Annotated in this window: 26 protein-coding genes and 1 riboswitch; of the genes, 17 read left to right on the top strand and 9 right to left on the bottom strand. The window is 42.9% G+C overall.

Annotated elements, in window-relative coordinates; all coding sequences use genetic code 11:
- Positions 1 to 2 precede the first annotated feature (2 nt).
- The 3 genes from ABE021_RS13125 to ABE021_RS13115 all read right to left on the bottom strand — a co-directional run bounded on the left by ABE021_RS13125 (position 3) and on the right by ABE021_RS13115 (position 3554).
- Positions 3 to 1955: a GTP-binding protein gene (locus ABE021_RS13125; protein WP_430289235.1), complete on the bottom strand. Its 1953-nt coding sequence runs from the start codon at positions 1953 to 1955 to the stop codon at positions 3 to 5.
- 81 nt (positions 1956 to 2036) lie between these two features.
- Positions 2037 to 2372 carry a DUF5658 family protein gene (locus tag ABE021_RS13120; protein ID WP_430289233.1) on the bottom strand — a complete coding sequence of 112 codons (336 nt, stop codon included), beginning with the start codon at positions 2370 to 2372 and terminating at the stop codon, positions 2037 to 2039.
- A gap of 318 nt (positions 2373 to 2690) precedes the next feature.
- The gene (locus ABE021_RS13115; protein WP_430289232.1) at positions 2691 to 3554 is read right to left on the bottom strand and encodes a YitT family protein; all 864 of its coding nucleotides are present in this window, start codon (positions 3552 to 3554) and stop codon (positions 2691 to 2693) included.
- Between the two features lie 224 nt (positions 3555 to 3778).
- On the opposite strand from ABE021_RS13115, the gene nhaC reads away from it, so the two are divergent.
- Entirely contained in the window at positions 3779 to 5257 is a 1479-nt protein-coding gene (nhaC, locus tag ABE021_RS13110) for a Na+/H+ antiporter NhaC (RefSeq protein WP_430289230.1), read from the top strand.
- A gap of 56 nt (positions 5258 to 5313) precedes the next feature.
- On the opposite strand, the gene ABE021_RS13105 is transcribed toward nhaC, so the two are convergent.
- Positions 5314 to 6555 (bottom strand): HTH domain-containing protein, encoded by a 1242-nt coding sequence (locus ABE021_RS13105; protein ID WP_430289229.1) that lies wholly within the window; start codon positions 6553 to 6555, stop codon positions 5314 to 5316.
- A gap of 86 nt (positions 6556 to 6641) precedes the next feature.
- On the opposite strand from ABE021_RS13105, the gene ABE021_RS13100 reads away from it, so the two are divergent.
- The 3 genes from ABE021_RS13100 to ABE021_RS13090 all read left to right on the top strand — a co-directional run bounded on the left by ABE021_RS13100 (position 6642) and on the right by ABE021_RS13090 (position 10228).
- Entirely contained in the window at positions 6642 to 7799 is a 1158-nt protein-coding gene (locus ABE021_RS13100; protein ID WP_430289227.1) for a mandelate racemase/muconate lactonizing enzyme family protein, read from the top strand.
- Entirely contained in the window at positions 7753 to 8439 is a 687-nt protein-coding gene (locus tag ABE021_RS13095; protein ID WP_430289225.1) for a GNAT family N-acetyltransferase, read from the top strand. The genes ABE021_RS13100 and ABE021_RS13095 overlap by 47 nt, the downstream gene beginning before the upstream one ends.
- A gap of 106 nt (positions 8440 to 8545) precedes the next feature.
- Complete coding sequence (locus ABE021_RS13090; protein WP_430289323.1) at positions 8546 to 10228, top strand: methyl-accepting chemotaxis protein; 1683 nt, start codon at positions 8546 to 8548, stop codon at positions 10226 to 10228.
- 37 nt (positions 10229 to 10265) lie between these two features.
- On the opposite strand, the gene ABE021_RS13085 is transcribed toward ABE021_RS13090, so the two are convergent.
- Both ABE021_RS13085 and thpR read right to left on the bottom strand, forming a co-directional pair.
- Complete coding sequence (locus ABE021_RS13085) at positions 10266 to 10433, bottom strand: YfhD family protein (protein ID WP_430289223.1); 168 nt, start codon at positions 10431 to 10433, stop codon at positions 10266 to 10268.
- Between the two features lie 48 nt (positions 10434 to 10481).
- Positions 10482 to 11045 carry an RNA 2',3'-cyclic phosphodiesterase gene (gene thpR, locus ABE021_RS13080; protein ID WP_430289222.1) on the bottom strand — a complete coding sequence of 188 codons (564 nt, stop codon included), beginning with the start codon at positions 11043 to 11045 and terminating at the stop codon, positions 10482 to 10484.
- 112 nt (positions 11046 to 11157) lie between these two features.
- Between thpR and ABE021_RS13075 the strand changes: the two genes are divergently transcribed.
- The 3 genes from ABE021_RS13075 (at position 11158) to ABE021_RS13065 (ending at position 14330) form a co-directional block, all read left to right on the top strand.
- Entirely contained in the window at positions 11158 to 13242 is a 2085-nt protein-coding gene (locus ABE021_RS13075) for a catalase (RefSeq protein ID WP_430289220.1), read from the top strand.
- Positions 13243 to 13341: 99 nt separating this feature from the next.
- Positions 13342 to 13857 (top strand): DUF3231 family protein, encoded by a 516-nt coding sequence (locus ABE021_RS13070; RefSeq protein WP_430289219.1) that lies wholly within the window; start codon positions 13342 to 13344, stop codon positions 13855 to 13857.
- Between the two features lie 155 nt (positions 13858 to 14012).
- Positions 14013 to 14330, top strand: coding sequence for a thioredoxin family protein (locus ABE021_RS13065; protein ID WP_430289218.1), 318 nt, complete (start codon positions 14013 to 14015; stop codon positions 14328 to 14330).
- A gap of 70 nt (positions 14331 to 14400) precedes the next feature.
- Here ABE021_RS13065 and ABE021_RS13060 read toward each other — a convergent pair whose 3' ends face one another.
- Positions 14401 to 14670: an AbrB/MazE/SpoVT family DNA-binding domain-containing protein gene (locus ABE021_RS13060; RefSeq protein ID WP_430289217.1), complete on the bottom strand. Its 270-nt coding sequence runs from the start codon at positions 14668 to 14670 to the stop codon at positions 14401 to 14403.
- 208 nt (positions 14671 to 14878) lie between these two features.
- Between ABE021_RS13060 and ABE021_RS13055 the strand changes: the two genes are divergently transcribed.
- From ABE021_RS13055 to ABE021_RS13030, 6 genes are all read left to right on the top strand, one after another.
- Entirely contained in the window at positions 14879 to 15739 is an 861-nt protein-coding gene (locus ABE021_RS13055) for a YitT family protein (protein ID WP_430289216.1), read from the top strand.
- A gap of 89 nt (positions 15740 to 15828) precedes the next feature.
- Positions 15829 to 15934, top strand: a riboswitch (SAM riboswitch).
- A 75-nt stretch (positions 15935 to 16009) separates the two neighbouring features.
- Entirely contained in the window at positions 16010 to 16918 is a 909-nt protein-coding gene (gene metA / locus ABE021_RS13050) for a homoserine O-acetyltransferase MetA (RefSeq protein ID WP_430289215.1), read from the top strand.
- A gap of 102 nt (positions 16919 to 17020) precedes the next feature.
- A complete protein-coding gene (locus ABE021_RS13045; RefSeq protein WP_430289213.1) occupies positions 17021 to 17617 on the top strand; it encodes a TetR family transcriptional regulator in 597 nt (198 codons plus the stop codon).
- A 127-nt stretch (positions 17618 to 17744) separates the two neighbouring features.
- Positions 17745 to 18095, top strand: a complete 351-nt coding sequence (locus tag ABE021_RS13040; RefSeq protein ID WP_430289320.1) for a DMT family transporter — start codon at positions 17745 to 17747, stop codon at positions 18093 to 18095.
- A 1-nt stretch (position 18096) separates the two neighbouring features.
- Complete coding sequence (locus ABE021_RS13035; protein WP_430289212.1) at positions 18097 to 18411, top strand: DMT family transporter; 315 nt, start codon at positions 18097 to 18099, stop codon at positions 18409 to 18411.
- 58 nt (positions 18412 to 18469) lie between these two features.
- The gene (locus tag ABE021_RS13030) at positions 18470 to 19366 is read left to right on the top strand and encodes an RluA family pseudouridine synthase (protein WP_430289210.1); all 897 of its coding nucleotides are present in this window, start codon (positions 18470 to 18472) and stop codon (positions 19364 to 19366) included.
- A gap of 81 nt (positions 19367 to 19447) precedes the next feature.
- Here ABE021_RS13030 and ABE021_RS13025 read toward each other — a convergent pair whose 3' ends face one another.
- Positions 19448 to 20080, bottom strand: a complete 633-nt coding sequence (locus tag ABE021_RS13025; RefSeq protein ID WP_430289208.1) for a spore coat protein — start codon at positions 20078 to 20080, stop codon at positions 19448 to 19450.
- A gap of 147 nt (positions 20081 to 20227) precedes the next feature.
- Here ABE021_RS13025 and ABE021_RS13020 point away from each other — a divergent pair, with 147 nt between their 5' ends.
- The 3 genes from ABE021_RS13020 to ABE021_RS13010 all read left to right on the top strand — a co-directional run bounded on the left by ABE021_RS13020 (position 20228) and on the right by ABE021_RS13010 (position 24590).
- Positions 20228 to 21511, top strand: coding sequence for a LysM peptidoglycan-binding domain-containing protein (locus tag ABE021_RS13020; protein ID WP_430289207.1), 1284 nt, complete (start codon positions 20228 to 20230; stop codon positions 21509 to 21511).
- A gap of 143 nt (positions 21512 to 21654) precedes the next feature.
- Positions 21655 to 23037 (top strand): NADP-specific glutamate dehydrogenase, encoded by a 1383-nt coding sequence (gene gdhA, locus ABE021_RS13015; protein ID WP_430289206.1) that lies wholly within the window; start codon positions 21655 to 21657, stop codon positions 23035 to 23037.
- Positions 23038 to 23375: 338 nt separating this feature from the next.
- Positions 23376 to 24590 carry an argininosuccinate synthase gene (locus tag ABE021_RS13010; protein WP_430289205.1) on the top strand — a complete coding sequence of 405 codons (1215 nt, stop codon included), beginning with the start codon at positions 23376 to 23378 and terminating at the stop codon, positions 24588 to 24590.
- A gap of 265 nt (positions 24591 to 24855) precedes the next feature.
- Here ABE021_RS13010 and ABE021_RS13005 read toward each other — a convergent pair whose 3' ends face one another.
- The gene (locus ABE021_RS13005) at positions 24856 to 25656 is read right to left on the bottom strand and encodes a histidinol-phosphatase HisJ family protein (protein ID WP_430289203.1); all 801 of its coding nucleotides are present in this window, start codon (positions 25654 to 25656) and stop codon (positions 24856 to 24858) included.
- Positions 25657 to 25755: 99 nt separating this feature from the next.
- Between ABE021_RS13005 and hisZ the strand changes: the two genes are divergently transcribed.
- Positions 25756 to 26718, top strand: coding sequence for an ATP phosphoribosyltransferase regulatory subunit (gene hisZ / locus ABE021_RS13000; RefSeq protein ID WP_430289202.1), 963 nt, complete (start codon positions 25756 to 25758; stop codon positions 26716 to 26718).
- Positions 26719 to 26727: the final 9 nt, after the last annotated feature.

The following is a 26727-nucleotide window of genomic DNA, read 5'->3' as shown; positions in this document are numbered from 1 at the left end:
TTCTACTCAACCTCACAATGCATGGCCTCTTTCGCTTCTTGCCAAGGAACCGCATACCCTTTGCCTTTTGCACAAAATACCGATGAAGACGAGTATTCAGGATCAGCTGATTTGTCGTACCCGATGCGCTTTGTGACTTCTTCGGGATTGTGACAAGCATCATATCCGTCCAGAGTCAAAACAAGAACACCTTTACCGCCTGTGTAGGAAGCGAATTCTGTACTGTAGTTCATGAATGTTGCAACAGGAACACGTCCAGTGACAATCGTTTGACTCCCGACAGTTTCTGGGGCAACAAAATTTCCATAGGCCGTTTGGATGTCTGTCAATGCACGTCCTATGAGATCACTGTCGATTTTCATTTTAAATTTATAGTACGGTTCAAGAAGCAGATTCTCAGCTTGTTCCAATCCTTGCCGAAGCGCTCGGAATAGGGCTTCTCTGAAATCGCCGCCAGAGGTATGCTCATTATGGGAACGGCCCGTCAATAATGTCACTGAAATATCAGTGAGTGGCGAACCCGTCAAGATTCCATGATGATCGCGCTCAAACAAATGCTTTTCAATAACGCGCTGGTGACCGGGGGAGAGGGCGTCCGTATGGCAACGGGATGTAAATTGAATGCCTGAGCCGCGCTCAGCTGGTTCCATTTCAACGTGCACTTCCGCATAATGTTTCAGTGGTTCAAAATGTCCGTATCCTGTTACTGTCGAAGTGATGGTTTCTTTATAAAGAATAGTAGGTGTTCCGAATGTAACATTTATATCGAACCGCTCTTGTAAAATCTGTTGAAGGACTTCAAGCTGGATCACACCCATCACACGGATTTCGATTTCCTGGCTATGTTCGTTCCAAACCGCATGTAAAGTCGGATCTTCTGCGTCGAGCATGCTGAATACGTTCCAGACGTCTTTACTGGAATAGGAAGCATCATACTGGACAGCTGCCTTAAGAGCAGGTATCGAACTGAATGGTTGTGTTTTTTCTGCAAGACCGAACACGTCACTAGCCGAAGCAATTGTCAGGCCCGTCACAGCGACTAAGTCTCCTGCTGTCGCTTCAGCGATTGCAGTGAATTTGGTGCCAGTATAGACCCTGATTTGTGTGACTTTTTCAGAAAGTCCTTTAACGGTTAACTCATCGCGCACATGCAGAGTCCCATTTAGAACTTTCAAGTACGTAATGCGCTGCCGATTTTCATCGTGACGAATCTTATAGACGGATGCTGCAAATGGCTTACGGAACTCATCCGTTTTTGGACGATTGAGAAGATGGACGAATGAAGAAAAGAAAGACTCGACACCCATATCCTTCAGTGCAGATCCTTTTCCACAAGGGAAGACTTTCCCTTCCTGCACAAGCAGTTTTAACATCTGCATCCAGTAATCCGCATCATACCCACTGTTCAAATAGTGATCGAGTAAAGAGTCATCACGCTCCGCAAGCCACTCCACTAACTCCTCAGACATCGATCCGTCATTACCGATTTGTTCCAGGTCGAAACAATCCACCGACAACGACTCTTGAATTTCTCTCATAATGGCAGCTGCATCAGCTGTTTCCCGGTCAATCTTATTCAGGAATAAAAATGTGGGAACCTTCGCCTCTTTCAACAATTGCCAGACGCGCTCCGTATGGCTTTGAACACCGTCAACAGCGCTAACTAATACAATTGCTGCGTCCATGACTTGAACCGCACGTTCCATCTCCGGGGAGAAATCGGCATGACCTGGGGTATCGATCAGAGTGAATGCACAGCCTTCATATTCAATTTCCGCCTGTTCCGCAAACACAGTGATTCCTCGGGCACGTTCAATTGAATGATTATCCAAAAAAGCATCTTGATGATCCACCCGGCCGCGCTCCCGGATCTGTTTCGTCAAGAAAAGAAGTTGTTCTGAAAAAGTTGTTTTCCCAGCATCCACATGCGCGAGAATTCCGATTGTCTGTTTCATCTATGTACCCGCCATTTCACAAAATCGTTTTACTGACAGTATAGCACCAACACGATTTCAGATGAAATGCAAGGTGTTCAATTATTGTAAGTATAGCAGTATCCAGAAAACATGAATCCCGGAAATGATTCCATAAAGACCGACAGTAAATTGAAGAAGTGTTTTCACTAAATTGGAATGGGCAAGAACCGATTGAAGAGTAAACAGGCTAAAAGGGAATCCAAGCTTCAAAAAATAGAATCCGTAAACAGTCTGTTCATATACTGTAGCGATTATTGGATTCGCTTCCTCAATGAACCCGGAACGTAATCCGAAATCTGTAGCCAGCGCATCGAAAATGGACATTCCTAGAAGCATCCAAAGTAATCGATTCATACCAACTGAAAACGGATTCTCAATTCTTTTTATTTCCTGCATAGTAATTCTCCATTCTGATTGCTATTTGGTATCAGCATGCATAATGGAAAGGCTGTCTATACTAGGAGTAGAAATTCTATCCAGATAAAAAGGGAAGATGCCAAAGTTAAAACAGATAAGACTTCCACTACTGGCACTCCTATAAATTTAATCCTTCAATAACAATCGCGGCACTTGTTATAGGAGCCTGGTACTTAAAACGGATTATTTAGTTCAATTTGCAAAGAATGAGTTATCTATGGAAAGGAATAGGAACAAAATTAAAAGGGCTGTCACAAGAGTCATTCGAATGACTTCTTGCGGCAGCCCTTTCTTCCATCAATGAATTGCAGACTTGAACCGGGAACCGTGCGTCTCTTGCGTATCCATAATAGTTGTAAATGCAGACGGATCGATATCGTGAACAATTTCTTTTAACTTGGTCAACTCAAGACGTGTCACCACAACATAGATGACATCCTTTTCATTGTCACTAAATCCGCCTTTACCATGCAACTTCGTTACGGAACGACCTAGACGCTTGCCAATCGCTGCTGCCATTTCTTCGTATTCATCCGAAACGATGATTGCTGCTTTCGTCTCATCGAACCCTTGAATCACTGCGTCGATCGCTTTCGCCGCTATGTAATAGGTCAAAATCGAATACATCGCTTTTTCAGGACCGAGCACAAATCCTGCCCAACCAAAGATGAAGATATTAAGAAACATTACAAATTCCCCTACGGAATAGGGCACTTTTTTAGTCAGCAATATCCCTAGTATCTCCGTTCCATCCAAAGCGCCTCCGTTACGAATGACGATACCTACACCCGCACCAAGAAGTATTCCTCCAAAAGCTGTCGCAAGAAGCGGATCTGTCACAAAGGGACCGACTGCTTTCAGGGGAAATTCAATGACCGCCAAAAATACGATGGCGAAAGTGGAAGAGAGGAAGAAGTTCTTGCCGATATGCTTGTATCCGAAAAATACAAAAGGGATGTTGAAAAGCAGAATGAGAATACCGAAGGGGATGTCGCTTAAATAATTGACGATCAGCGAAATCCCGATAATCCCACCGTCGATGACAGAGTTAGGTATTAAAAATAATTCCAGTGCAACTGCTGCTAGGCCAGCACCAAACGCGATAAATAAATAACGCAGGACAAAGTGCCAGAATGTTTCCTTTTTATGCTCCTTTTTCATAGGAAGTAACCACCTTTGTTCTATAGAGTTGTACCCAGACTTTTATCAATATCTGGGAAGGGGTGAGCAGAATAAGTGCAGACTTATTCTGATTTTACAAGTATACCATTGTAACCGTTTACAGAAAAACTATTGACAATGCAGAAATGCGCGTTTATTATTCGATTAACGACTATTAAGCGACAGTTAGTGCTAGTCTGACATTTCACTGGGGGTGGTTCCAAATGGAACAGAGAAAAACTAGAGAGAAACGGGAGATTAATTTTTGGATGGCAATCTTACCGTTGGTCATTATGATAGGTGTCATGCTTGTTACGGTGGTATGGCTCGAACAAGGCCCTCACATGCCGCTAATCGTAGGGACATCGATTGCATCACTTGTCGCTTGGAAATATGGATTCAATTGGAAAGAAATAGAGGAAATGATGTATAAGGGAATCCGACTTGCCCTCCCTGCAGTTGTCATCATCATGCTTGTCGGACTCACAATCGGTGCTTGGATGGGTGGAGGAATTGTCGCGACGATGATTTTTTACGGACTGAAGTTAATAACACCTGCTTGGTTTTTAGTCGCAATCATGATTATATGTTCAATCGTATCCCTTGCAATCGGAAGTTCGTGGTCAACGATGGCAACAATCGGTGTTGCGGGTATGGGAATCGGACTGAGTATGGGAATTCCAGCGGGGATGGTTGCTGGTGCTGTCATTTCAGGTGCTTATTTCGGGGATAAAATGTCACCGCTTTCAGACACGACGAACTTAGCTTCCGGCCTGACAGGAACAGACCTTTTCGATCATATCAAACACATGCTTTATACAACTATTCCTGCACTTGTCATTGCATTTGGTGTATTTACTGTACTCGGCAGACGTTTTGCAGATGGTAATCTCGATATGGAGAAAATCGCTCAAACTTCAAGAGTAATGAAAGAGAGCTTTTTAATTTCTCCGTGGCTATTACTCGTGCCGCTGGCAGTAATTGTGATGGTGGCGCTAAAAGTTCCTGCTGTTCCAGCATTAATTGTCGGAATTGTCATGGGATTCTTAAGCCAAATCTTCATTCAAGGTGGATCAGTTACAGAAGCGTTAGTTGCACTACAAGAGGGGTTTTCTATTCAAACAGGAAACGAACTCGTCGACAAATTGTTTGACGGCGGTGGTTTGGACTCGATGATGTACACCGTGTCGATGACAATTGTTGCGATGACGTTTGGCGGGATCTTAGAGTATTCCGGTATGTTGAAATCGATAATGGATCAGCTTATGAAAGTTGTGAAGTCAACATCCTCACTCATCATTTCAACGATTGGTGCTTGTTTCATGACGAATGCAACTTGCTCAGAACAATATATTTCGATTGTTGTCCCTTCACGTATGTTCAGCCAAGCCTATAAAGATAAGGGACTCAGTTCAAAAAACTTGTCTCGCGCCCTGGAAGATGGAGGGACACTTACGTCAGTATTCATCCCATGGAATACGTGTGGAGTCTTCATACTCGGTACATTAGGTGTTGGAGTGACAGAATATGGCCCTTATGCAATCATCAACTTTGTAGTGCCGATCCTTTCGATTCTCTATGCGATGACTGGATTCTCAATTGTCAAGATGACTGCAGAGGAAAAACAGCGTGTGGATGAAGAAGATAAGAAATTGCTTGAGAATGATTTAGTAGAAAAACAACAAGTACCAGTCCATTCTTAAAAAGGAAGGCTGTCCAGGAAATCAGCGAATAACTGATCTACTGGACAGCCTTTTCGTCAATATATCGGGAAATTGAGCTCATAAACAGAACGGGGTCTTCCTTGGCGATACGTCATCTCTTCACCTACTGTATTTGCATAATCGCTCGAAAGTAATTTTTTTATCGTTCTTTCTGCAGTTCTCCGGGAAACACCCAGATGATTGGCTAAATCGTTTGCAGTGAATGATGTGGACTGCTGGCTTTGTCCGAATGTAGCAAGCTTCGATAGGACCGCGGGACTTAGAGCAGTCTTATCAGCGATTTGGGTGAGGGCAGGTTCAATCACTCTCAATTCAATTGTATTGTTTGAAGAACGGAGAAGACTATGAAGTTCTTTTTTTTCATCCAATAAGTAGGGACCTGAGTTCGGCTCGGTTTGCATATATCGCAGAGCACTCACAGCGTTTTCCTTCGCAGCAGTAAGCGTGCGGCCGCTGCCGAAAGCCAATTGTCCACTCACTTGTGCGGCGAGCTGTTGAAATTCAGGAGTGTGTAGAGCAGCCTGGATTGCTCCTTGGGTTGTGTAAAACAAGATGCCTTCTTCTGCAAGGATATAATGGGCGTGCAATAACGCCGCAACCTTTTCAGCCTGATCTTTCAATTCAGTGGTGAGAGTGGATTTGTTTAAAATACCGGCAGCGATTTTTGACGTCTCGCTCTTTTGTAATAGAGCTTCTTGGCACACACGGTCGATTGTTTTCAAAAAAGAACTTTTAACACTAATCATCTTGAAAACGGGGATCCCTTGTTCTGCTAAAAGATCATAAACTGCGTGTACACTCGTAACAGCGACATTTGTAATATTTTTTTCATAGGCCGATGCGTGGAACTGAACAAGTGAATCCAACACATAATCTTCTTCCAACTGGTAAACGAGAGGACATAGTCCATCTGCATTGATATCGGATAACACGTTGTTCAAAACGCCACGATCACGTATATCTATCGACATTTTTCCAATATCTAACGACTGTTGCAATGAAATTGCAAGCAGGGTAGTGGTAATCTCAGATTCATCTTGTTTTAGGTAACTGGCTGGTACGGGAATCGATGCCAGTAGGTCCTTGGAAGCGATGTAAGGAAGCGAACCTGAAAAAAGGATAGCATCACAAGGAAGTAACTTTTTCAAGAGATCCGGTGATTCACTAGGCACGGTATATGGATACAAGTCTAAAATGAGTTCACTGCGTTGCTCAGTAAACTGTACAGCACGTTGGCAGAATTCCTCGGAACCGAATATAGCGACTTTTGTTCTCATCTTCAACCACCTTTTTAATTAGCGACTATTTAACGACAATGATACAATGAAAACAAGCACTTGCCAAGCAGGAAGGGGATAATTATATGAAAATTAAAGAAATTGAGATTTTTGCTATTAGACTACCACTCCATGAGCCATTCGTCATTAGTTATGCAACATATGATGACATGCCCTCTATTATCGTAAAACTCACGACGGATACAGGAGTCGTGGGGTATGGGGAAGCGGTTGCAGATGATCATGTTACAGGTGAAAGCTGGGAAGGCACGTTTGCCGTTTTGCGTCATACGCTTGCACCGGCTGTATTAGGTCTCAATCCAAGTGAATTCGAGCGTCTGCATGAAACGATGGACAAAGAGATTTACGGGGTTCCAACTGCGAAAGCGGCCATTGACATCGCATGTTTCGATGCCGTTGGTAAAAGTCTCGGACTACCAGCCTATCAATTACTCGGCGGACGTTACCATAGTGAGTTCCCGATAACACACGTCTTAAGTATCGGAGAGCCTGAAGCGATGGCGGAAGAGGCGGCTCAACGCATGAAAGCCGGGTATACCTCATTTAAAATGAAAGTAGGAACAAATGCATCCGAAGACGTGAAACGCATTCAAGCAGTACGGGAGCGTGTTGGAGAGGAAGTTGCAATCCGCGTGGACGTCAACCAAGGTTGGGTCAACAGTTCAACGACACTTCAGGCAATGAAGAAACTGGAGACGTGCCATCTTGACTGGTTGGAACAGCCTGTAAAAGCAGATGATATCGATGGTTTGGTTGAAGTGAAATCGAAGAGTGCAACTCCATTGATGGCAGATGAGGGACTACGCGGAGTCCGTGAAATGAGAGAAATCATCGCAAAGCGTGCTGCAGACAAAGTGAATATCAAATTAATGAAATGCGGTGGGATGTATCCCGCCATGAAACTCGCACACATGGCAGAAATGGCAGGTATCGATTGCCAAGTTGGCTCAATGGTCGAGTCATCGATCGGCTCAGCAGCAGGTTTCCATGTGGCGTTTTCTCAAAAAGCGATTACGAGTGTTGAATTGACTGGTCCATTGAAGTTCAGCCAAGATGTGGGGAACTTACACTACGATGTCCCATATATCCGTTTGAACGAGAAGCCTGGACTTGGTATTGACATCGACGAATCAGTTCTAGCTGAAATTACCGTGTTCAGTGAAAAGTGGTGTCTCTATGAACATAGTAACGCTAAAAGACGGAACTACATTGCCTGTCGTTAAGTTAACAACGTCCGACTTGCCTGAAATTATGAGATTGCAGGCAAAAGTCATCGAGCATTTGTCCGACAAGAACTTTTTGCAGCCGTTAACAGACGAAGAATTTGAATATATTTTAGAGGGAAACGGAGTAGTTGTCGGAGTGCGTGCTGAGGACAATCTGATTGCTTTTCGTGCATTGCTCGATCCTGGAGAAGATGATGAACACTTGGGGAAAGATGCCGGCATTCCTCAAAAACAGTGGAGTTCTGTCCTGTATTCAGAAATCACAAATGTCGATCCGGCATTTCAAGGAAATGGGTTACAGCGCCAACTCGGAAAGATCGTAATGGAAGAAGTCGATACGGAACAGTATACCTATGTTTGCTCCACAGTCGCTCCGTTCAATATAGCGAGCATTAAAGACAAACTTGAACTAGGGATGCATATCGCCGCTCTCAGTGTGAAATATGAAACACTCACACGTTATATTATGATGAAAAATCTGTTGACGGAAGTGACCGTTACAAATGACGATCCTATCGAAGTAGGAATGGGAGAGACAATAGAACAACAGAAACTTCTACAAGCTGGTTGGATCGGAACTTCCATAAAAGTAAGTGATGGAGGCTATACTGTCTTGTACAGGAAACAAAAAATATAGCACCTGTGTGAAACATTAATTTTCTGTTTCTAGACCTATACGCCTATCTATAAGTACGATATACTCAATCTATCAGACTATAGGTGGGTGGGTACATATTGTGAGAATGACTGTTGGAAAGAGACTGTGGTTTGGTTTTCTAGCTGTATTGATCATTATGGTAGTGATGGGAACAGCCAGCTTTTGGGCACTGACTAAATTAGATCGCGAGTACAAAGTACTTATCAATGATCGTATTCAGAAAGTGATGCTTTTGGAGCAGTTGAATGCGATACAAAGTCAAAAGTCCAATGAAATCCGAGGATACATGATTTTTGATCAGATCTCTTATTTGGAAAGTCGGGAAACCCTCATTAAAGAGTTCAAAGAGAAGTCCGAAACATTAGAAAAGATGTTGCATACAAAGAAAAACAAAGAACTGCTTGCGGATATCATTAGCTCTTCCATAAGTTATGATGAGTTGACGGACAAAGCCATAAAAGGCTATCAAGTCGAGTCAAAAGAGCGGGGAATCGAAGTTTCTTCACAAGCCTCCCTTTATCAAGATGTGATGGCTGGCCAGATTTCCGAACTGATTACTGCACAAGAAAAAGCACGTGGTAATGCGGAGAAAGACTTAGAGAAATCCATTTTGACAGTAAAGTTAATAATTATTGCTATGGCAGGCCTAGCAGTGGTGGCTGGAATCGTTATTGCGCGGCTGATCAGCAGGATGATTGCCCGTCCAGTCGGGAAAATGACAGAAGCATTTCAGCAAATCGCATCTGGAGACTTATCGGCTGAACCGGTAATAGTTAAAAACAAAGACGAAATTGGCGATATGGCGACTGCATTTAACGGCATGTCGAGCAATCTAAGAGCCGTCATGACACATGTACGAGATTCTGCACATCAGCTTGCCGCTCAAGCTGAACAACTTTCTGCCGGAGCAGAAGAAAGCTTAGCTGCCTCGGAAACGGTTGCCAGTATTGCTAAGCAAAGTTTACAAGCGAGTACAGACCAACAATCCCTCGTTTTCGAATCGAATGCTGCAATCGGTAAAGTTCTCCATACCGTAGATACGATTTCTACAGATAATGATGAAATGCTCAATTCTTCGGAAAAAGTAACGAAATTAGTACAAGAAGGTTCAGGTTCATTGGCAACATTTTCTGCTAAAATGTCAGCAATCAGTTCAATAATGAAGGACTCATCGCGCTCAATAACTGAAATGGCGGATCACTCGGAAAATATCCGTGGTGTAACCTCGATGATTACAGGTTTGGCGGATCAAACCAATTTACTGGCGCTGAATGCGGCTATTGAAGCAGCACGTGCTGGCGAACATGGCAAAGGGTTCGCGGTTGTAGCTGAAGAAGTTCGGAATTTAGCAGAGCAATCGAAACGTTCCTCCGCTGAGATCGATCAGCTCATTGCTATTATGATTGAAAATGTGAAGAAAGCGGTTGAACAAACAGAAGTGAGTGCAAGTCAGATGCAAGAGGGGCTTGAAGTAACGAGCCGAACGAGTGAAGTGTTCGAAGAAATCGAACGAGCTGCATCAGATGTAGATGAGCGGGTAAGTATGGTCGCGAATTCCATTAATACGATGAAGACCATGATCCAGCATGTCGTGGATCATGCGAATTCCATTGAATCGTTAGCTCAGCAAGCAGCGGATGAAGCGGAATCGGCACGCGTGTCATCGGAGGAACAACTGGCTGTCAATGAAGAAATCTCCACGAGCGCCCAACTTCTTGCAGAACTTGCGGAGAAATTACAACAAAATATGAACCAATTTACGGTATGAATAAACCGGCCTCCATAGATAACAGGAGGCCGGTTTTTTACTTGCGTTTCTCGTTTTGCTTGCGCCGTTTCACTAATGTCTCAATATTATCCAGTTCGCGGGACATTTCTGCCCTCATTTCAGTAGCGGAGAGCTTCTGGTTTTTCGGTGTTTGAGGAAGTGAAGCTGCATTCTTTCCACCCTTTGCATGTTCATCGCGTCCCATAATCATGCTCCTTTCTTAAGGTTTCGTCCTGAAGAGTATGTGCAAAATTTAGTCATCGATACGAGAAGAATCCTCAAATGAAAATGAGCTTACAGGGGAATACTTAGGGGAGCTGGATGGATCAATCGAATAGAGCACCATCTCAGATACGTTCATAGCTAATGGCTCAAAATGTTCCTGTTGTATTGGAACCGGAACAGTATCTTTTCTCTTTTTGGCAAGGGTGATATGAGGCGTATAAGCTATTGTAGCAGGTTTCTGTAATATGGATTCCAGTCGTTCTCCAAGCAAATGGTAAAGTTCAGTCAACTGTGGGTTTTCTTGAACACTCATATATACGACACGAGGTCCTGAAGGATTTCCGAAAAAGGATACACCGTTTATGGAGAGGGTGAATTCATCCGTTTTAGTTGCAGCTTCTCCCATCTCTCGTTGTACAAGTTCAAGTTGAGAAGGGGTGAGTGCACCGAAAAAGAGCAACGTAATATGCAAGTCATCAGGGTGTGGGATTACCTTATAGTGAAAAGCAAGTTCATATTGATGGCTGCTCTCCGTGATTTTTTCTTTGACCAGTTCATATGGAATCGGTATGGCTGCAAAATAATGGTTCATGCGGAACCTCTCCTTTATGAGTTTCAGTATAACAAGAAATGAGTCCCCTTATATAGTAGGTAACCCGCCTGCATGGAGTTGCATATACTATCAGGGAGCGAGAGATGAAGGAATGAAAGGGGATTGCGTGAAAAATTCAAATGGTGAACAACCTGGTATGCAGAACCAAAATGCTAAACAGCGCCAATTAGAGGGGTACCGTGTCAATAATTTTGGAAAACCATTGACTACAAATCAGAGCCTTAAAGTTTCTGGAGACGAACAGTCCTTAAAGGCTGGAGTTCGTGGACCTACTTTATTGGAAGATTTTCATCTGAGAGAAAAGATTACGCATTTTGATCATGAGCGGATTCCAGAGCGGGTTGTTCATGCTCGTGGTTTTGCTGCTCATGGTGAATTTACTTTGCACAAATGTATGAAAGAATATACAACGGCGAAATTTCTTCAAGGAGCTGGAAAAGTCACTCCTTTATTTACCCGGTTTTCAACTGTGGTAGGAAGCAAGGGTTCTATGGAAACAGCAAGGGACGTGCGAGGTTTCGCAGTCAAGTTTTATACAGAAGAAGGGAATTATGATTTAGTCGGAAACAATATTCCAGTCTTTTTCATACAGGATGCGATTAAATTCCCGGATCTTATCCATGCCGTTAAGCCCGAACCGCATAATGAAATGCCGCAAGCAGCATCCGCTCATGATACTTTCTGGGATTTTGTGGCAAATAACCAAGAGTCAGCTCATATGATTATGTGGCTCATGTCAGATCGAGCCATCCCTACAAGTTTCCGTAAAATGGAAGGGTTTGGTGTGCACACGTTCCGACTCGTGAACGCTGAAGGGAAAGCGCATTTTGTGAAATTTCATTGGAAACCTAGATTAGGGGTGCATTCCCTTGTTTGGGATGAAGCCCAGAAGATTGGCGGGAAAGATCCGGATTTTCACCGACGGGACTTGTGGGAGACGATTGAAGCGGGAAGCTATCCTCAATACGATCTAGGAATCCAGATGATTCGTGAAGAAGATGAATTCATGTTTGACTTCGATATACTGGATGCAACGAAACTTTGGCCAGAAGAAATCGTGCCGGTTGAATTGATCGGTACGATGACATTGAATCGAAATGTCGATAATGTATTTGCTGAGACTGAACAAGTAGCATTCCATCCTGGTAATGTTGTACCTGGAATAGACTTTACGAATGATCCGCTATTGCAAGGACGCTTATTTTCCTACTTGGATACTCAATTGTTACGCTTAGGTGGACCGAATTTCGCTGAAATCCCGATTAATCGGCCAGTATGCCCGTTTCACAACAACCAGCGGGATGGTTTCAGCAGACAGCGAATTGACGTCGGGCAAGTCAGTTATCACAAGAACTCCCTGGCGGATAATACCCCATTCCCAACGCCTGTGGATGAAGGTGGATATGGACATTATCAAGAAAAGGTAGAAGGGCATGTCATTCGCGCCAGCAGTCCCTCGTTTGACGATCATTTCTCCCAAGCTCGCCTTTTTTGGAACAGCATGGCTCCTTATGAAAAGCAGCACATCATCGATGCATTCAGTTTTGAAGTCGCAAAAGTGAAAAGTCGGTCTGTACGGCAGCAAGTTGTAGATATGTTTTGTCAGGTGGATAGCGGCCTATCAGCAGCTATTGCAACAGCAGTTGGAGTCAAACGTCCTGAATGCACACCGTCAGATGTTACGGCATCCTCTCCAGCACTGAGCATGAAGAAAACGATTTACGTACCGGAAACGCTAAAAGTGGCGATTTTAATCGGTGAAGGATTTGACAGTGGAATCATTGGAAATGCTGTTAGGTCACTTCGTAACTCAGGTGTCACAGTCGATATTGTAAGCGGGACACTCGGGTCGATAATAGGGAGCGCTGGAAAAACTGCAATTGCAAATCAGACGTTCACAACTGCAGCACCTGTTCTGTACGACAGTATTCTGGTAGGTGGCGGTACGTCAAGTAATCCAGCAGAATTTGACAGCAACATGCAAAATTTCATTGAAGAACAATGGAAGCATTTTAAACCAATCGCTTTTACTAATCAGGGTTCACGCTATATTCCTATGACATCTGTCCAAGAAGGACCAGGAATCGTACTAGAGAAAAATGAATCTGATTTCAATAATGCGTACCTCACTGCGTTAGCAAAACAACGCTTTTGGGAGAGGAATATATTTGAATAATCCATATGAGGTGCTTTCGGATTTTTTTTATGAATAACTTTTCAAATTCTCCTCATCCTAAGGATGAACAAAGACTTTCTAAGAAATGAGGAGAATCGAATGGGAATTCTAAGTGGCAATCCGAAAGATCAGCCAATGCATTACGGTGAAGTCATTGGCTGCTGGGCATATGTCGGTGCGAACAAGGGCTTGATCAGCGGGTATCAGACTTTTATAAACCATGCTGGGGATGAAGGGCTTAAAAAGCTCTTGCAAGAAGCGGTTGATATGATGAAAGACCATAACAAGCAGATTGAAGAAGTGTTGAAAGAAAATGGGATCATGCCTCCCCCAACGCTGCCAGACCGTCCGACTTGTTCTGCTGATGACATTCCGGCAGGAGCAAGATTCATGGATCCGGAAATCAGTGGAGCAGTTTCCATCAACGTGGGTCAGGCGCTTGTTTCCTGCAGCCAAGTTATGGGGCAATGCTTGCGTGAGGACATAGCGACAATGTTTGCCAAATTCCATACTGATAAAGTGATGTTTGGAGCAAAGTTATTGAAGCTGAACAAAGAAAAAGGATGGATCATTCCTCCGCCAATGCACTTGAACGGACAGCAGCACAAAGAGTGATTTCGCATTTTCATCTCAAAAATTAGCAGGGTAGGGAAGAGCAGTTGTTGCTTTCTTCTCTGCTTTTTTATATGGAGTTAAAAAGAAGAGTCGAATGATATTGCCTCTTCACTACATAGAAATGGTATACTGAATCGCATAAGGGGGCGAGTTGAATGGAAAAGTTACAGTCTGAAAAGCAATTTGAAGAACTGAAGCAAGGGGAAAGAACGGTGTTTTTATTTTCCGCAGATTGGTGTCCGGATTGTCGGGTCATTGATCCGCTACTCCCAGGTATTGAAGCAGACTACCCGGAATATGAATTTGTGTATGTAGATCGTGATCAGTTCATCGATATTTGTGCAGCACACGATATCTTTGGGATTCCGAGTTTTCTTGTATACAGTAAGGGCGAAGAAAAAGGCCGGTTTGTGAGTAAGGATAGAAAAACGCGTGAAGAGATTACAGCTTTTCTGGATCATCCGGAAATGTAAAGCAACGAAGAAAGGGTTGCTGTGTGTAAAGCACTATGAGCTTTACACACAGCAACCTTTTTCTTACATTCTAAAACCTTGTTTTTACCTCTTCCAGTATAATTTCAGCACCGGTTGGGCTGACGAACATGCCATTAGACAGTTCAAAATTTTCGCTGGTGATTTCTCCGGTAATCACACACGCTTCACGAATCTTATAGCTTCTGAGAATGATAGTCTCATCCTCCGTGAAAAATTCAAGGGGTTGTCCTTCGGGAAGTTTCATTGTCTCACGCAATTCGATTGGGATAACTATTCTCCCCAGATGATCAACTTTTCTTATAACACTTAAGCTCCTCATAAGAGAACCTCCTTCTATGGTACCTGAATTCTTCTATAATCATACAATTCCATGTGGAAAAATGCAAAAAAATGGTCGATTATTTGTCGAAAGTTCCTTGATTTTGAACATTCTGAATGAAAGAACTTCTCCTTCGTTCCAATTACAACCGCCACAACGGTCACGTAATTTGATAGAATAATACAGTTGGCATGAACGGAGGGACACGATGACATTTACTCAATTCAAGAAATCAGCGATTTTTGATTATATCCAAATAATTGTCGGCTCAGCATTTGTCGGCCTGGCATTTACTATTTTCCTCTTACCTTCTAGAATTGCTGCAGGGGGTGTTTCTGGAATAAGCACGATTCTATATGAACTTTATGGATTTAACCCAGCCTATGTTCAGTGGCTTATTAACTTCCCCTTGCTCTTTTTAGGCCTATTCCTCGTGGGAAAAGACTTTAGTTGGCGAACCATCGTAGGAACATTTTCTGTGCCGTTATTCATTTTTTTGACAACAGATATCAATGTCCCTATTCATAATCCTTTATTGAGTTCTATCTACGGCGGGATTATGCTTGGTATTGGGCTTGGAATCGTTTATCGGGGGAATGGATCGACGGGTGGAACTGCACTCATCGCCCAAGTTCTCAAGAAATACACCAATTTTTCCAGTGGATTCGCTCAGTTGATCGTTGACGGTGCTGTTGTTATCATTTCAGCTTTCGTCTTTGATTTGGAACTCGCACTTTATGCTATGATGGCAATCTATGTGACGAGTAAAGTAATCGATTTTGTGCAGCTCCAAACCTCGCCTACAAAACTGATCCTGATCATTACGGATCACGAGGAGAAAGTGCAAACGCTCATAAACAGCGAGCTCAATCGCGGGTTAACAAAAGTGAAGTCTCTTGGAGGCTATTCGAATCAGGAGAAGACGATGATCCTTTGTGTCGTTGAGCAATCCGAAGCCATTTACTTTAAAAAGATCGTACAAGAAGAAGAACCGACGTCTTTCGTAATCTTTTTGAACGCATCCGAAATATTAGGACGAGGATTTTCCCGAGCACAATACGATGACTAACTAATTGCGAATCTTTTTGTAAAGAGCTACTGTCTGATATTAGACTATACAAATAAATTGAAAATGGTATACTGTTCAGTAATTGAATACGCTTATCGAGAGAAACCGAGGGAAATGGCCTGATGACGTTTCAGCAACCCCTGAACAATTCAGGAAGGTGCTACTTCCACAAGACTTTGTCTTGAGAGATAAGAGGAACGGCTACTAACTTCCACTTCTCTTTCTGAGAAAGCGGAAGTTTTTTGATGGGCTGAATAGGAGTGAGGAAAAATGCCAATTACAATACCTAAGCAATTGCCTGCAGGGGAATTGCTAAAGCAAGAAAAAATCTTTGTGATGGATGATGACCGGGCTACATCTCAAGATATCAGACCACTTCGAATACTTGTCGTGAACTTAATGCCACAAAAAGAAAAAACAGAACTTCAACTTCTTCGTTTACTAGGCAATACGCCGTTGCAAGTAGATATCACATTTTTACATACCGAAACGTATGTATCGAAAAATGTCAGTAAAAATCATTTGGATACTTTCTATAAAACCTTCCCACAAGTTGAAAAAGAGAAGTTTGATGGAATGATTGTAACCGGTGCCCCTGTTGAGCAGATGGAATTCGATCAGGTGGAGTATTGGGGGGAGATGGAGAGGATATTGGATTGGGCTACAGAGAATGTCACTTCTTCCATGCATATCTGCTGGGGCGCACAAGCTGCGCTGTACCATTACTATGGGATCGATAAACATCAGCTGCCTGCTAAGTGTTTTGGGATCTTTGATCATATGGTGACCGATCCTACTGTGAATCTTGCTAGAGGATTCAATGATCTGTTTCCGGCTCCGCATTCGAGGCATACTGGAGTTTCAAGTGGAAAAATCAGAGCTCATGAAGAGTTGGATATTCTCGCTTATTCGGACGAAGTGGGTCCTTTCATTGTCTTGTCCAAAGACGCTAAAAACGTCATGATTACAGGGCACTTGGAGTATGATGCAGAAACGTTACAGGAAGAGTATCATCGGGATATTGCGAAAGGGCTTCGTATTGAGGTACCTGAAAACTATTTACCGAACAATGACCCGTCCTTGAAACCTCCAAATACGTGGCGCTCACATACTCATTTACTGTTCTCGAATTGGTTGAATTATTACGTCTACCAGCAGACACCATTTGATTGGAAATAATCCCGTTAGATGATTATGAAGTGAAGCCAGCTGAAGAACTTGTCATTCTCAGCTGAGTATCGTATAATGAATGACAGTCAGTCATTTTTGGGGGGGGATCTTATGAACAAGAAAGAGAAGATTGTTCAGTCTGCGATTCAAGTGTTTACTGAAAAAGGCGTAGAAAAGACGACCGTTTCACATATAGTAAAAGCAGCTGGTATTGCCCAAGGAACGTTTTACTTATATTTTCCTTCTAAATTATCACTCATGCCGGCAATTGCTGAAGTGATGGTGCAACTCACGTTAGAAACGGTCAGAGAGGCTGTGGAAGAATCTGCATCATTCGATGAGCAACTTAAGCAATTTGTAGATGCAATTTTTGCAGTGAATGAAGAACATCACGAGATTCAAGCGATGATCTATTCAGGTTTGGCGTCTACGGAGCACTTGAAAGAGTGGGAAAATGTCTACGCACCTATGTACCAGTGGGTAAGTACTATTGTTGCGAAGGGGCAGGCGCAAGGCGCTATCCGCGGCAACAGTCATCCAGATCAGTTAGCTAAACTAATTATCGGTTTGACTGAATCTGCAGCAGAACAAATTTACTTATATGATGATGAGATGGGTCAGGAAGTTCGTGCATTAGAACAAAAAACTGAAACATTGTTGTTTTTAACGAATGCACTTGGGTATTCTAAGGAGAACGCAAAGAAGTAGTGGCGCGCATCGACTGGCAACCGAATTAAATGGAGTCGATGTGTACCGTCGACTTTAAACAATCACCGAATGGAATGACTGACAGTCAGTCAGTCAGTTACTCACTCACCTATGAAAAGGAGTATTAATTATGAAAAAAGAATGGCTTTATGTAGCGGCAACTAGTTTTTTTGAACTCGTATGGATATTTGGTTTTAATGTAGCTTCGGTATGGTGGCACTGGATTCCAATTGTCTTATTCATATTCGTGGACTTCCATTTCTTATCTAAAGCATGTGAGACGTTGCCTACAGGAACGGTATATGCCATATTTGCAGCAGTCGGTACGATTGGTACTGCATTAATGGACGTCTTCTTCTTTGGACAGACATTAAGTGGCGGTAAAATTTTCTTTATCATCATTTTGGTGACAGGAGTTATCGGATTGAAACTTGCCGACGGACATGACGAAAAAATGGCAGCAGAAGGGAGTCGTTAATATGGGTTGGTTATTTGTAGCGTTAGCAGCAGGTTTTGAATTTACAGGTGTAATCGGATTGAACAAATATAGTAAAAAGAAGACGATTCCTTCAGGGATATTATTTTTGGGCGGATTTGGTCTAGCATTCGCATTTTTATATGCATCATTTAATTATTTGCAAGTGAGCACTGCGTATGCGGTGTGGATCGGAATCGGTACAGCCGGTGCTGTCCTGCTGAATATGATCTTTTTTGGTGAATCGAAGAGCATTGCAAGAATCGTAAGTCTGGTTTTGATTATCGTTGGCGTCATTGGTCTAAAAGCATTGTCTTAAATCATGTTTGATATTTCGTTAAAGGTTGCGCATAATGAAAGAATAAGGAGAAGTGACTATGCGAAACAACTCAAAACAACCCACGCCACAAGCAGCCGTTTATACCGTACAAAAGGAACAGACATTACTTCCTTTTTTGTTACAAGCTGTACCGAAAAGCAGAAATGCAGTGAAGGGGATTCTTTCCAGAGGGCAAGTATCTGTAAATGGAGTACCCACTACGCAACATGACCGATCGTTGAAAGTCGGAGATAGAGTTGAAATCATGACCAATCAAGCAGCAAAAATTGACAGCGAACTTACAGGTCTATCCATAATGTATGAAGATGACGCCATTATCGTCATCGACAAAGAAGCGGGATTATTATCGATGGCGGCAAAGGATAAAAAAGAAGTGACCGCTTTCAGCGAGCTTTCTTCGTATGTAAGGAAAGCGAATAGAAGCAATCGTGTTTTCATCGTCCACCGTCTTGACCGGGAAACCTCTGGCGTTATGCTTTTCGCCAAAACGGAAGAAGTAAAAAAGCTCCTTCAAGATAATTGGGAAGAGTCCGTACAAGAACGAGGTTATGTAGCGCTTGTTGAAGGCAAAGTACGAAACGAAACGGGCGAGATCATCTCTTGGCTGAAAGAGACCAGAACTTTCAAAGTCTATTCCAACCCAACGGATAATGGTGGACAGAAAGCAATTACGCGGTATAAGCTGCTCCAAGCGAGTGCCCAGTTTTCATTACTTGAGCTGAGATTGGAAACAGGTCGCAAAAATCAGATACGCGTTCACATGGAAGAAATTGGACATCCTGTTGTTGGCGACAAGAAATATGGTGCTTCAACAAACCCGATAAAGAGGCTCGGTCTTCATGCCGTCAAGTTAACGATCATTCATCCACTAACGATGGAGCAACACACGTTCATATCCGATCCACCGACTTCCTTCTATAAGAAATCGAAATAACCGCATGCGCCAAAGAGGCGCTTGCGGTTATTTTTATGTTGCACAAGAGGTCGTACTTGAAATGCGATTCCAGTCATGACTTCACTGTAAAGGAGGCATACCTGGTTGACCTTGCGCTGGCGCAAAGGCATTGAGCAGCTCCGTCATATCCTGTGAAGCGAGCTGAGGTACTTGATAGTAATGATGTTTGTTCTGATAAATGGACAATTCATACGCCATTTCAATACAGTTCGGAACCGAATCAGCTAGTACCCTTCTGACAACCGGATTACACACTTCACACGCAGCCATCGTTTTCATCGACGCTCCTGCTTTGGCAGAACTCAATAAGAAACCGGAAATGATTTCATCCGTGATTTCAGCTGCATTCATCATCGGTTTTTTCGGTTGGCCGGGCTTCATCCCATAGATGAAATCATTGCCTTCCTTCATCTTGTAGCTTTGTGTTGGATGAGAGGGATCCTGCCCTGATTTAAAGCTCTCAACTGTGGTATTGTATTCGTCCAGTGTAAAGCGGTATTGCCGATCCAATATATCCAGCAACTCGGGATCTTTCACGTGTGGCCGAAGTAACATCGACTGATTAAGAGCGCCGATTGTGCTGGACAACACTTCATGAACATCAAAAAGTTCATGTCCTCCATGATTCATGGAAGGCGGTACCGTACCGGTGTGCATGTTTTGATGTGTTGTTCCATTTTGATTTGTAGTCATTGTTTTCCTCCCTAACCTATGTTGTTTTCGTTCACAAATAGTATGAGCGAACAACATTTTTCTATCCTGTGGAATCATTTGTATGAATAGCGAGGGAGTTGTTTTCATACAATGGATTACGATTTTGTATGGAAAGGTGTGCATAGAATGCAAATACACGTAGTTCAAAAAGGGCAAAGCCTTTATTCGATTGGAAGACAATATGGAATTGGGTGGCAAGAAATTGCAGAAGCAAATGAGTTGGGGGTTACAGGGAAATTGGCTGTTGGTCAAGCACTTGTTATTCCAATAACCGGAAGTTATTATTGGGTCCAACCTGGGGATACTCTATCTGGGATTGCACGGCGAGAGAAAATGACCATTTCAGAGCTGGCCAACATCAATAAAATTTCTCTTTCAGCGCCATTGACCGTCGGCCAGAGACTATATATCCCACCTTCGCCGAAAACACAGATCCAATCGTTACTTTACGTTGAACCGAGAACCCCGGTCACGCAGGCGATGATAGAAGAGACAAGAAAAAGAGTGGATGCACTCACATATCTAGCTTTGTTCAGTTATGAAGTGAAGCGGGACGGTACCTTAAAAGCGCCTTCTATTGCGAATTTGCCTACTATTGCTGCGAATGCAGGCGCACTTAACGCAATGGTGGTCAGTAACTTGGAAGATTTCGCGTTTAGTGCAGGTCTTGCACACGATATATTTGTGAGCAAAGGTGTTCAAGATCTGTTGTTCACGAACATTTTGGAAGTGGCACAAAAAGTAGGATACAAAGACATCCACTTTGATTTTGAGTTATTGTTCCCGGATGATCGTGCACTATACAATGCTTTCCTTAGAAGAGCTAGAGATCGCTTCCACCCGGCAGGCTTAACATTATCTACCGCACTTGCTCCAAAAGTAAGTGATGTCAAAACAGGGATTTACGGTGCCCATGATTACAAAGCCCATGGAGAAATTGTAGATTTCGTATCCCTTATGACATATGAGTGGGGATATACGTACAGCGAACCGCAAGCGGTTAGTCCATTGCCTCAAGTGGAGCAAGTGGTAAAGTACGCAGTGCAGGAAATTCCAGCCAACAAAATCTTTTTAGGGCAGAACTTATACGGGTATAACTGGTCAAAACCATACCCTACACAAGGAGGCCAACCGGCAAAAGCACTTAGCCCTAAACAAGCTACGGAACTTGCCATTCGAGAAAACGAAGCCATTTCGTATGACTATGTTGCACAGGCACCCTATTTTACGTATATCGATCAAAACAATATTCAACATGAAGTCTGGTTTGAAGATGCTAGGAGCATCCAAGCAAAGTTTGACTTATTGAAAAAATACAATTTGCGAGGCATTATGTATTGGAAGTTAGGCTTGGCGTTCCCTCAAAATTGGCTGCTGCTTGAAGATAATTTTAATATAGTGAAAAAATAGTTTGACCTAACATTTTTAGACAAAACAGAGGTGACTTGAACCTCTGTTTTTGTTTGCAGATTAAAATATATTTTCAAAATTATGTGTTCTAGCGTATACTAACTAAATACAACACGATAGATTGGGGTCTAAGGGGGAAGCATATGACAAAACTAAACGTGGAAAATATGGATGTACAAAGACGTTCAAATGATTATGTGCATCAGGTTTATGATCAGGTTAAAAAAAGAAATGCGAACGAAACTGAATTTCTCCAAGCCACACGGGAAATATTCGATTCACTACGTCCTGTATTCGCTCAGCATCCTGAATATATAACGAGCGGGATTTTAGAAAGATTGACTGAACCGGAAAGGATTGTGACATTTAGAGTCGCATGGGAAGACGATTCTGGAAAAGTCCACGTGAACAGAGGGTATCGAGTTCAGTTCAGCAGTGAGCTTGGACCTTATAAAGGCGGGCTTCGTTTTCATCCATCCGTGAATAGCAGTATCATGAAATTCCTTGCCTTTGAACAAATTTTCAAGAATGCGTTAACAGGCCAACCGATTGGTGCAGGTAAAGGCGGGGCTGACTTTGATCCAAAAGGCAAGTCGGATCGGGAAATCATGCGATTCTGTCAAAGTTTCATGACGGAATTGAGTCGACACATCGGGCCGGATATAGACGTTCCTGCAGGAGATATTGGCGTTGGAAAACGTGAAATCGGCTACTTATTTGGTCAGTACAAACGGTTAAAAGGTGGATACGAAGCGGGAGTGCTGACTGGTAAGGATCCGAGTCATGGTGGAAGTCTCGGTCGAAAAGAAGCGACAGGGTACGGAACCGTTTATTTTACCGAAGAGATGCTCAAGGAATATGGCATGTCGATTAAGGATAAGACTGTAATCGTGTCCGGTTCAGGAAATGTTTCCATCTATGCGATGGAGAAAGCTCAGCAGTTAGGAGCAAAAGTGATTGCATGCAGTGATTCTTCAGGCTATATTGTCGATGAAAATGGAATTGACTTGGATTGTGTAAAGCAGCTGAAAGAAATCGACAACAAACGGATTCAAGATTATTTGAAATCACATCCGGAGGCCCGATATTTTGAAGATTGTTCTGCCGTCTGGACTGTACCTTGTGACATCGCGCTTCCTTGCGCTACTCAAAATGAGCTCGATGAAGCGAGTGCGCATATTCTGATTAAAAATGGCGTGACTGCTGTAGGTGAAGGAGCCAACATGCCTTGTACAAACGAAGCACTGACGATTTTTCAAGAACACGGGATCCTTTTTGGGCCGGCTAAAGCAGCCAATGCAGGGGGCGTAGCCGTTTCAGCGATGGAGATGGCCCAGAATAGTATGAGACTCCGATGGACTGCTGAAGAAGTGGATGAGCGTTTAAAAGTGGTGATGCGCTCGATATATGAAAGTTGTATAGATGCAGCAGATCGCTTCGGCAAACCGGGGAATCTCATCCTGGGGGCAAACGTAGCGGGATTTTTAAAAGTTGCAGACGCAATGGCGGCTCATGGGTTAAGTTGATAGGGAACAATCGGCACACCTTTTAATGTGTGCTCTGACTGTAGGTAAACTCCAGAAATCGTGGGGATGCCTGCAGTCTTTTTTCTTTTACAATGAAATTATTATGACAAGTCGATCTCGGCAAAATCAACAGTCTCTATCACTATTACAACTTATAGAGACCCTCACCTTCTATAGTGAGTTTTTTTATCTTTCAATAACAATCGTGAATTGAAAATTGAACTGAATATTTCGCCTATTAAAAGAATCAGTATTTTCTCTTGCATTTGCTCGTCAGCATGGTATTATAAATATACTTCAGAGTGTATAAACATACATAAATTATGAGAGGGGTTTTTATGATGACGAAGAAAAAAGTGGTATTGGCATATTCAGGAGGACTCGATACATCAGTTGCAGTTCAGTGGCTAACTGAGCAAGGTTATGCAGTTGTTGCATGTTGTTTGGATGTTGGAGAAGGGAAAGATCTCGATTTCATCCAGCAGAAAGCCCTTCAAGTGGGTGCAATCGAGAGCTATGTGATCGATGCAAAAGCGGAATTCGCAAAAGATTATGCACTGCTAGCTCTTCAAGCGCGTACGCTCTATGAAGAAAAGTATCCATTGATTTCTGCGCTATCCCGTCCTTTAATTGCAAAAAAACTTGTGGAAGTTGCTCATAAGGAAAATGCGATTGCAGTAGCCCATGGGTGCACAGGTAAAGGAAACGACCAAGTCCGTTTTGAAGTAGGGATTAAAGCACTGGATCCGACATTGGAAGTGATTGCACCTGTTCGTGAGTGGAGCTGGTCCCGTGAGGAAGAAATCGCTTATGCAAAAGAACACAATATCCCGGTTCCCATCGTGTTGGATAGCCCTTATTCAATCGACCAAAACTTATGGGGCCGCAGTAATGAATGTGGAATTCTAGAGGATCCTTGGGCAGCTCCGCCAGAAGATGCATATGGACTCACTTCATCCATTGAAAAAGCACCTGATCAGGCGGATATCGTCGAAATCACCTTTAAACAAGGTGTTCCTGTGAGCTTGGATGGCAAGGCTTTTGAGTTGGACCAACTCATCCTTCACTTGAATGAGCTTGCTGGAAAACATGGTGTCGGCCGTATCGACCATGTTGAAAATCGTCTCGTCGGCATTAAGTCACGTGAAGTCTATGAATGTCCAGGTGCTATGACGTTGATAAAAGCACATAAAGAACTTGAGGATATTACTTTGGTGAAAGAGACAGCTCATTTCAAGCCGATCGTTTCCCAAAAGTTGAGTGAACTGATCTACAATGGTCTTTGGTTCTCCCCATTACGCAGCGCATTGGAAGCATTCATCAAGGACACACAGCAAGTAGTGAACGGAACAGTCCGTGTGAAGCTGTTCAAAGGGCATGCGATTGTAGAAGGCCGTAAGTCGGACAATTCGCTTTATGATGAAAAGCTTGCGACGTATACGTCAGATGACGAATTCGATCAAGCAGCGGCTGTTGGGTTCATCAAACTATGGGGACTGCCAACAGAAGTCCATGCAGCGGTGAATAAGCAGCTTGTTTCAACTAAATCATAATTGAAAGGACCTTCCTGGCTATGGGAAGGTCCTTTCATACTGTAGACAAACTCCAGAAATCATGGTGGTACCTACAGTCTTTTTCCTTTTTCAATGGAATAAACAATGAAAAGTTGATTTCCGCTGCGAGCGGAGATCAACGGCCTGTTATCTTTCATTTCTAAAGGCAACGATGCAAAAAGACAAAAGGATGGGAAATCAACTGATTCTCAATCCTTTTGTCTACAGACTCTACCTTCCCAGCCATGGGAAGGTCTTTTTCTGATTAACGAAGTAATTCCTCAATAGAATGGAATTGAGGTTCTCCCTTGTCATAAGTCGTAACGAAGCGGAATCCGATATCGGAAGCGAGTTGGAGACTTTTTCGAATGTCGAAACCGACATCCGCCGGTTTGTGGGCATCGGAACCGATCGTTAGAATTTCACCGCCACAGGCTTTATACAATTCAAGGATGTCTGAACTGGGCATTGCAGTAGGTAAGCCGTATCGGACACCAGAAGTATTCATCTCAATTCCTTTCCCACGAGGAATGATTTCAGTAAAAATTTCTTTTAAGCAAGCAAGGAAATCCTGGTATGGTACTTGTTTTGCATACCGCTTAATAAGATCCACGTGACCTAACACACTATACGCGTCAAACTTGCTTATGCAACGAAGCAACTCTTGATAGTACGCGGTAAAAGCATCTTCCACCGTTCGGTTTTCAAAAATAGCTCCGAAATGTAAATCTTGTTTTTCAACAGTATGAAGCGAACAAATAACAAAGTCGAACTGCTGCTCTTGAATCAGCTTTGCGTATCGGTCAAGTAGGTGAGGCTGAACTCCAATTTCCACTCCGCGTTTCACTTGAATTTCATTTCCAAAGCGTTCTCGTAAGAACTCAATTTTTTCCTTGTATTTTTGCTGGTCAAATTCAAAAACGAAATTCCTATCGGGATAATCATAGTCAACATGATCCGTAATGCAGATTTCAGTAAGTCCTTTCTGGATGGCGGCCTGTACCATATCCTCAGGTGGAACCTCACAATCCGCTGAAAATGAGGTGTGCATATGATAATCGAACATAAACAAAAAACTCCTTTCTGGTTGACATTTCTTAATTGTCTATTTATAGTACTAGATAACTTCACTGTAGTAAAGTGATAAAGTGAAAGGGGTGCTATTTTGAGTAATCCATTCCAATCGGCAGAAGAAGAGTATGAAATACGTGAAGTCTTTCGGAACTCTTTTTTACCGAAAGGGTATCGCGAAGTCAATTTGCCGGTTCTAGAAAGTTATGAAACATATGAATCACTCAAAACCATTCAAAGTCGTAAAAGTCTTCTGAAGCTGATCGATCAAACAGGAAATATTCTCGTTTTGCGACCCGACGTTACCATTCCTCTCATGCGTGAACTTGCAACATCAGTTGAAAACTTAAGTGAAGAAGTCAGATGCTGGTATGTACAATCCATCTTTCGTCAATCGGATGATCGCACCATTCCAACTGAACAGAGGCAAGCGGGAGTCGAGCTTTTCGGAAAACAATCTGCGGAAAATGACGCTGAGGTGATTATACTTGCTTGTCTAGCACTAATTGAATTAGGGCTCCATGAGTTTAAAATCGAATTAGGGCACGCGGGGATTTTACATGAACTGAATCGTATCCTTCACTTGACAGAAAAGGAACGTCTTCAAGTGAAATCGTTCATTCAAATGAAAAACAGCAGTGAGCTGGCAAACTTTTTAAAACAAAATGATGTAGAAGAAGCAACGAGAGAATTGCTTCTTGAAACAGTTTTCTCATATGGGGAAGCCACGTCGGTTTTCCACCGTTTTCGAGAAATTCCTTTGAACAAGCAGATGTCTCCTATCATTCAACATATCGAAAGGGTTTTTGAATTAGTCGTTGCTTCCGGGTACGGAAATCATGTCACAGTCGACCTCGGCATGGTTAACGAAATGGACTATTATTCCGGAATCCAGTTTCAAGGGTTCAGCACTTCAATCGGAAAACCATTACTGATGGGAGGACGTTATGACGAGGTGAGTCAGAAATTCGGAGCCCAGTTACCGGCAGTTGGATTCGCTTGTGATGTGGAAGCGATCTTCATGGCTAAAAGTAACAAGTCCAGACAGGTTGAATGAAGGAGTTGA

Source organism: Sporosarcina gallistercoris, from assembly GCF_050459885.1.
Lineage (GTDB): Bacteria > Bacillota > Bacilli > Bacillales_A > Planococcaceae > Sporosarcina > Sporosarcina gallistercoris_A.
Note: the sequence above shows the minus strand (reverse complement) of the source record. Positions and strands in the feature narration are given on the sequence as shown.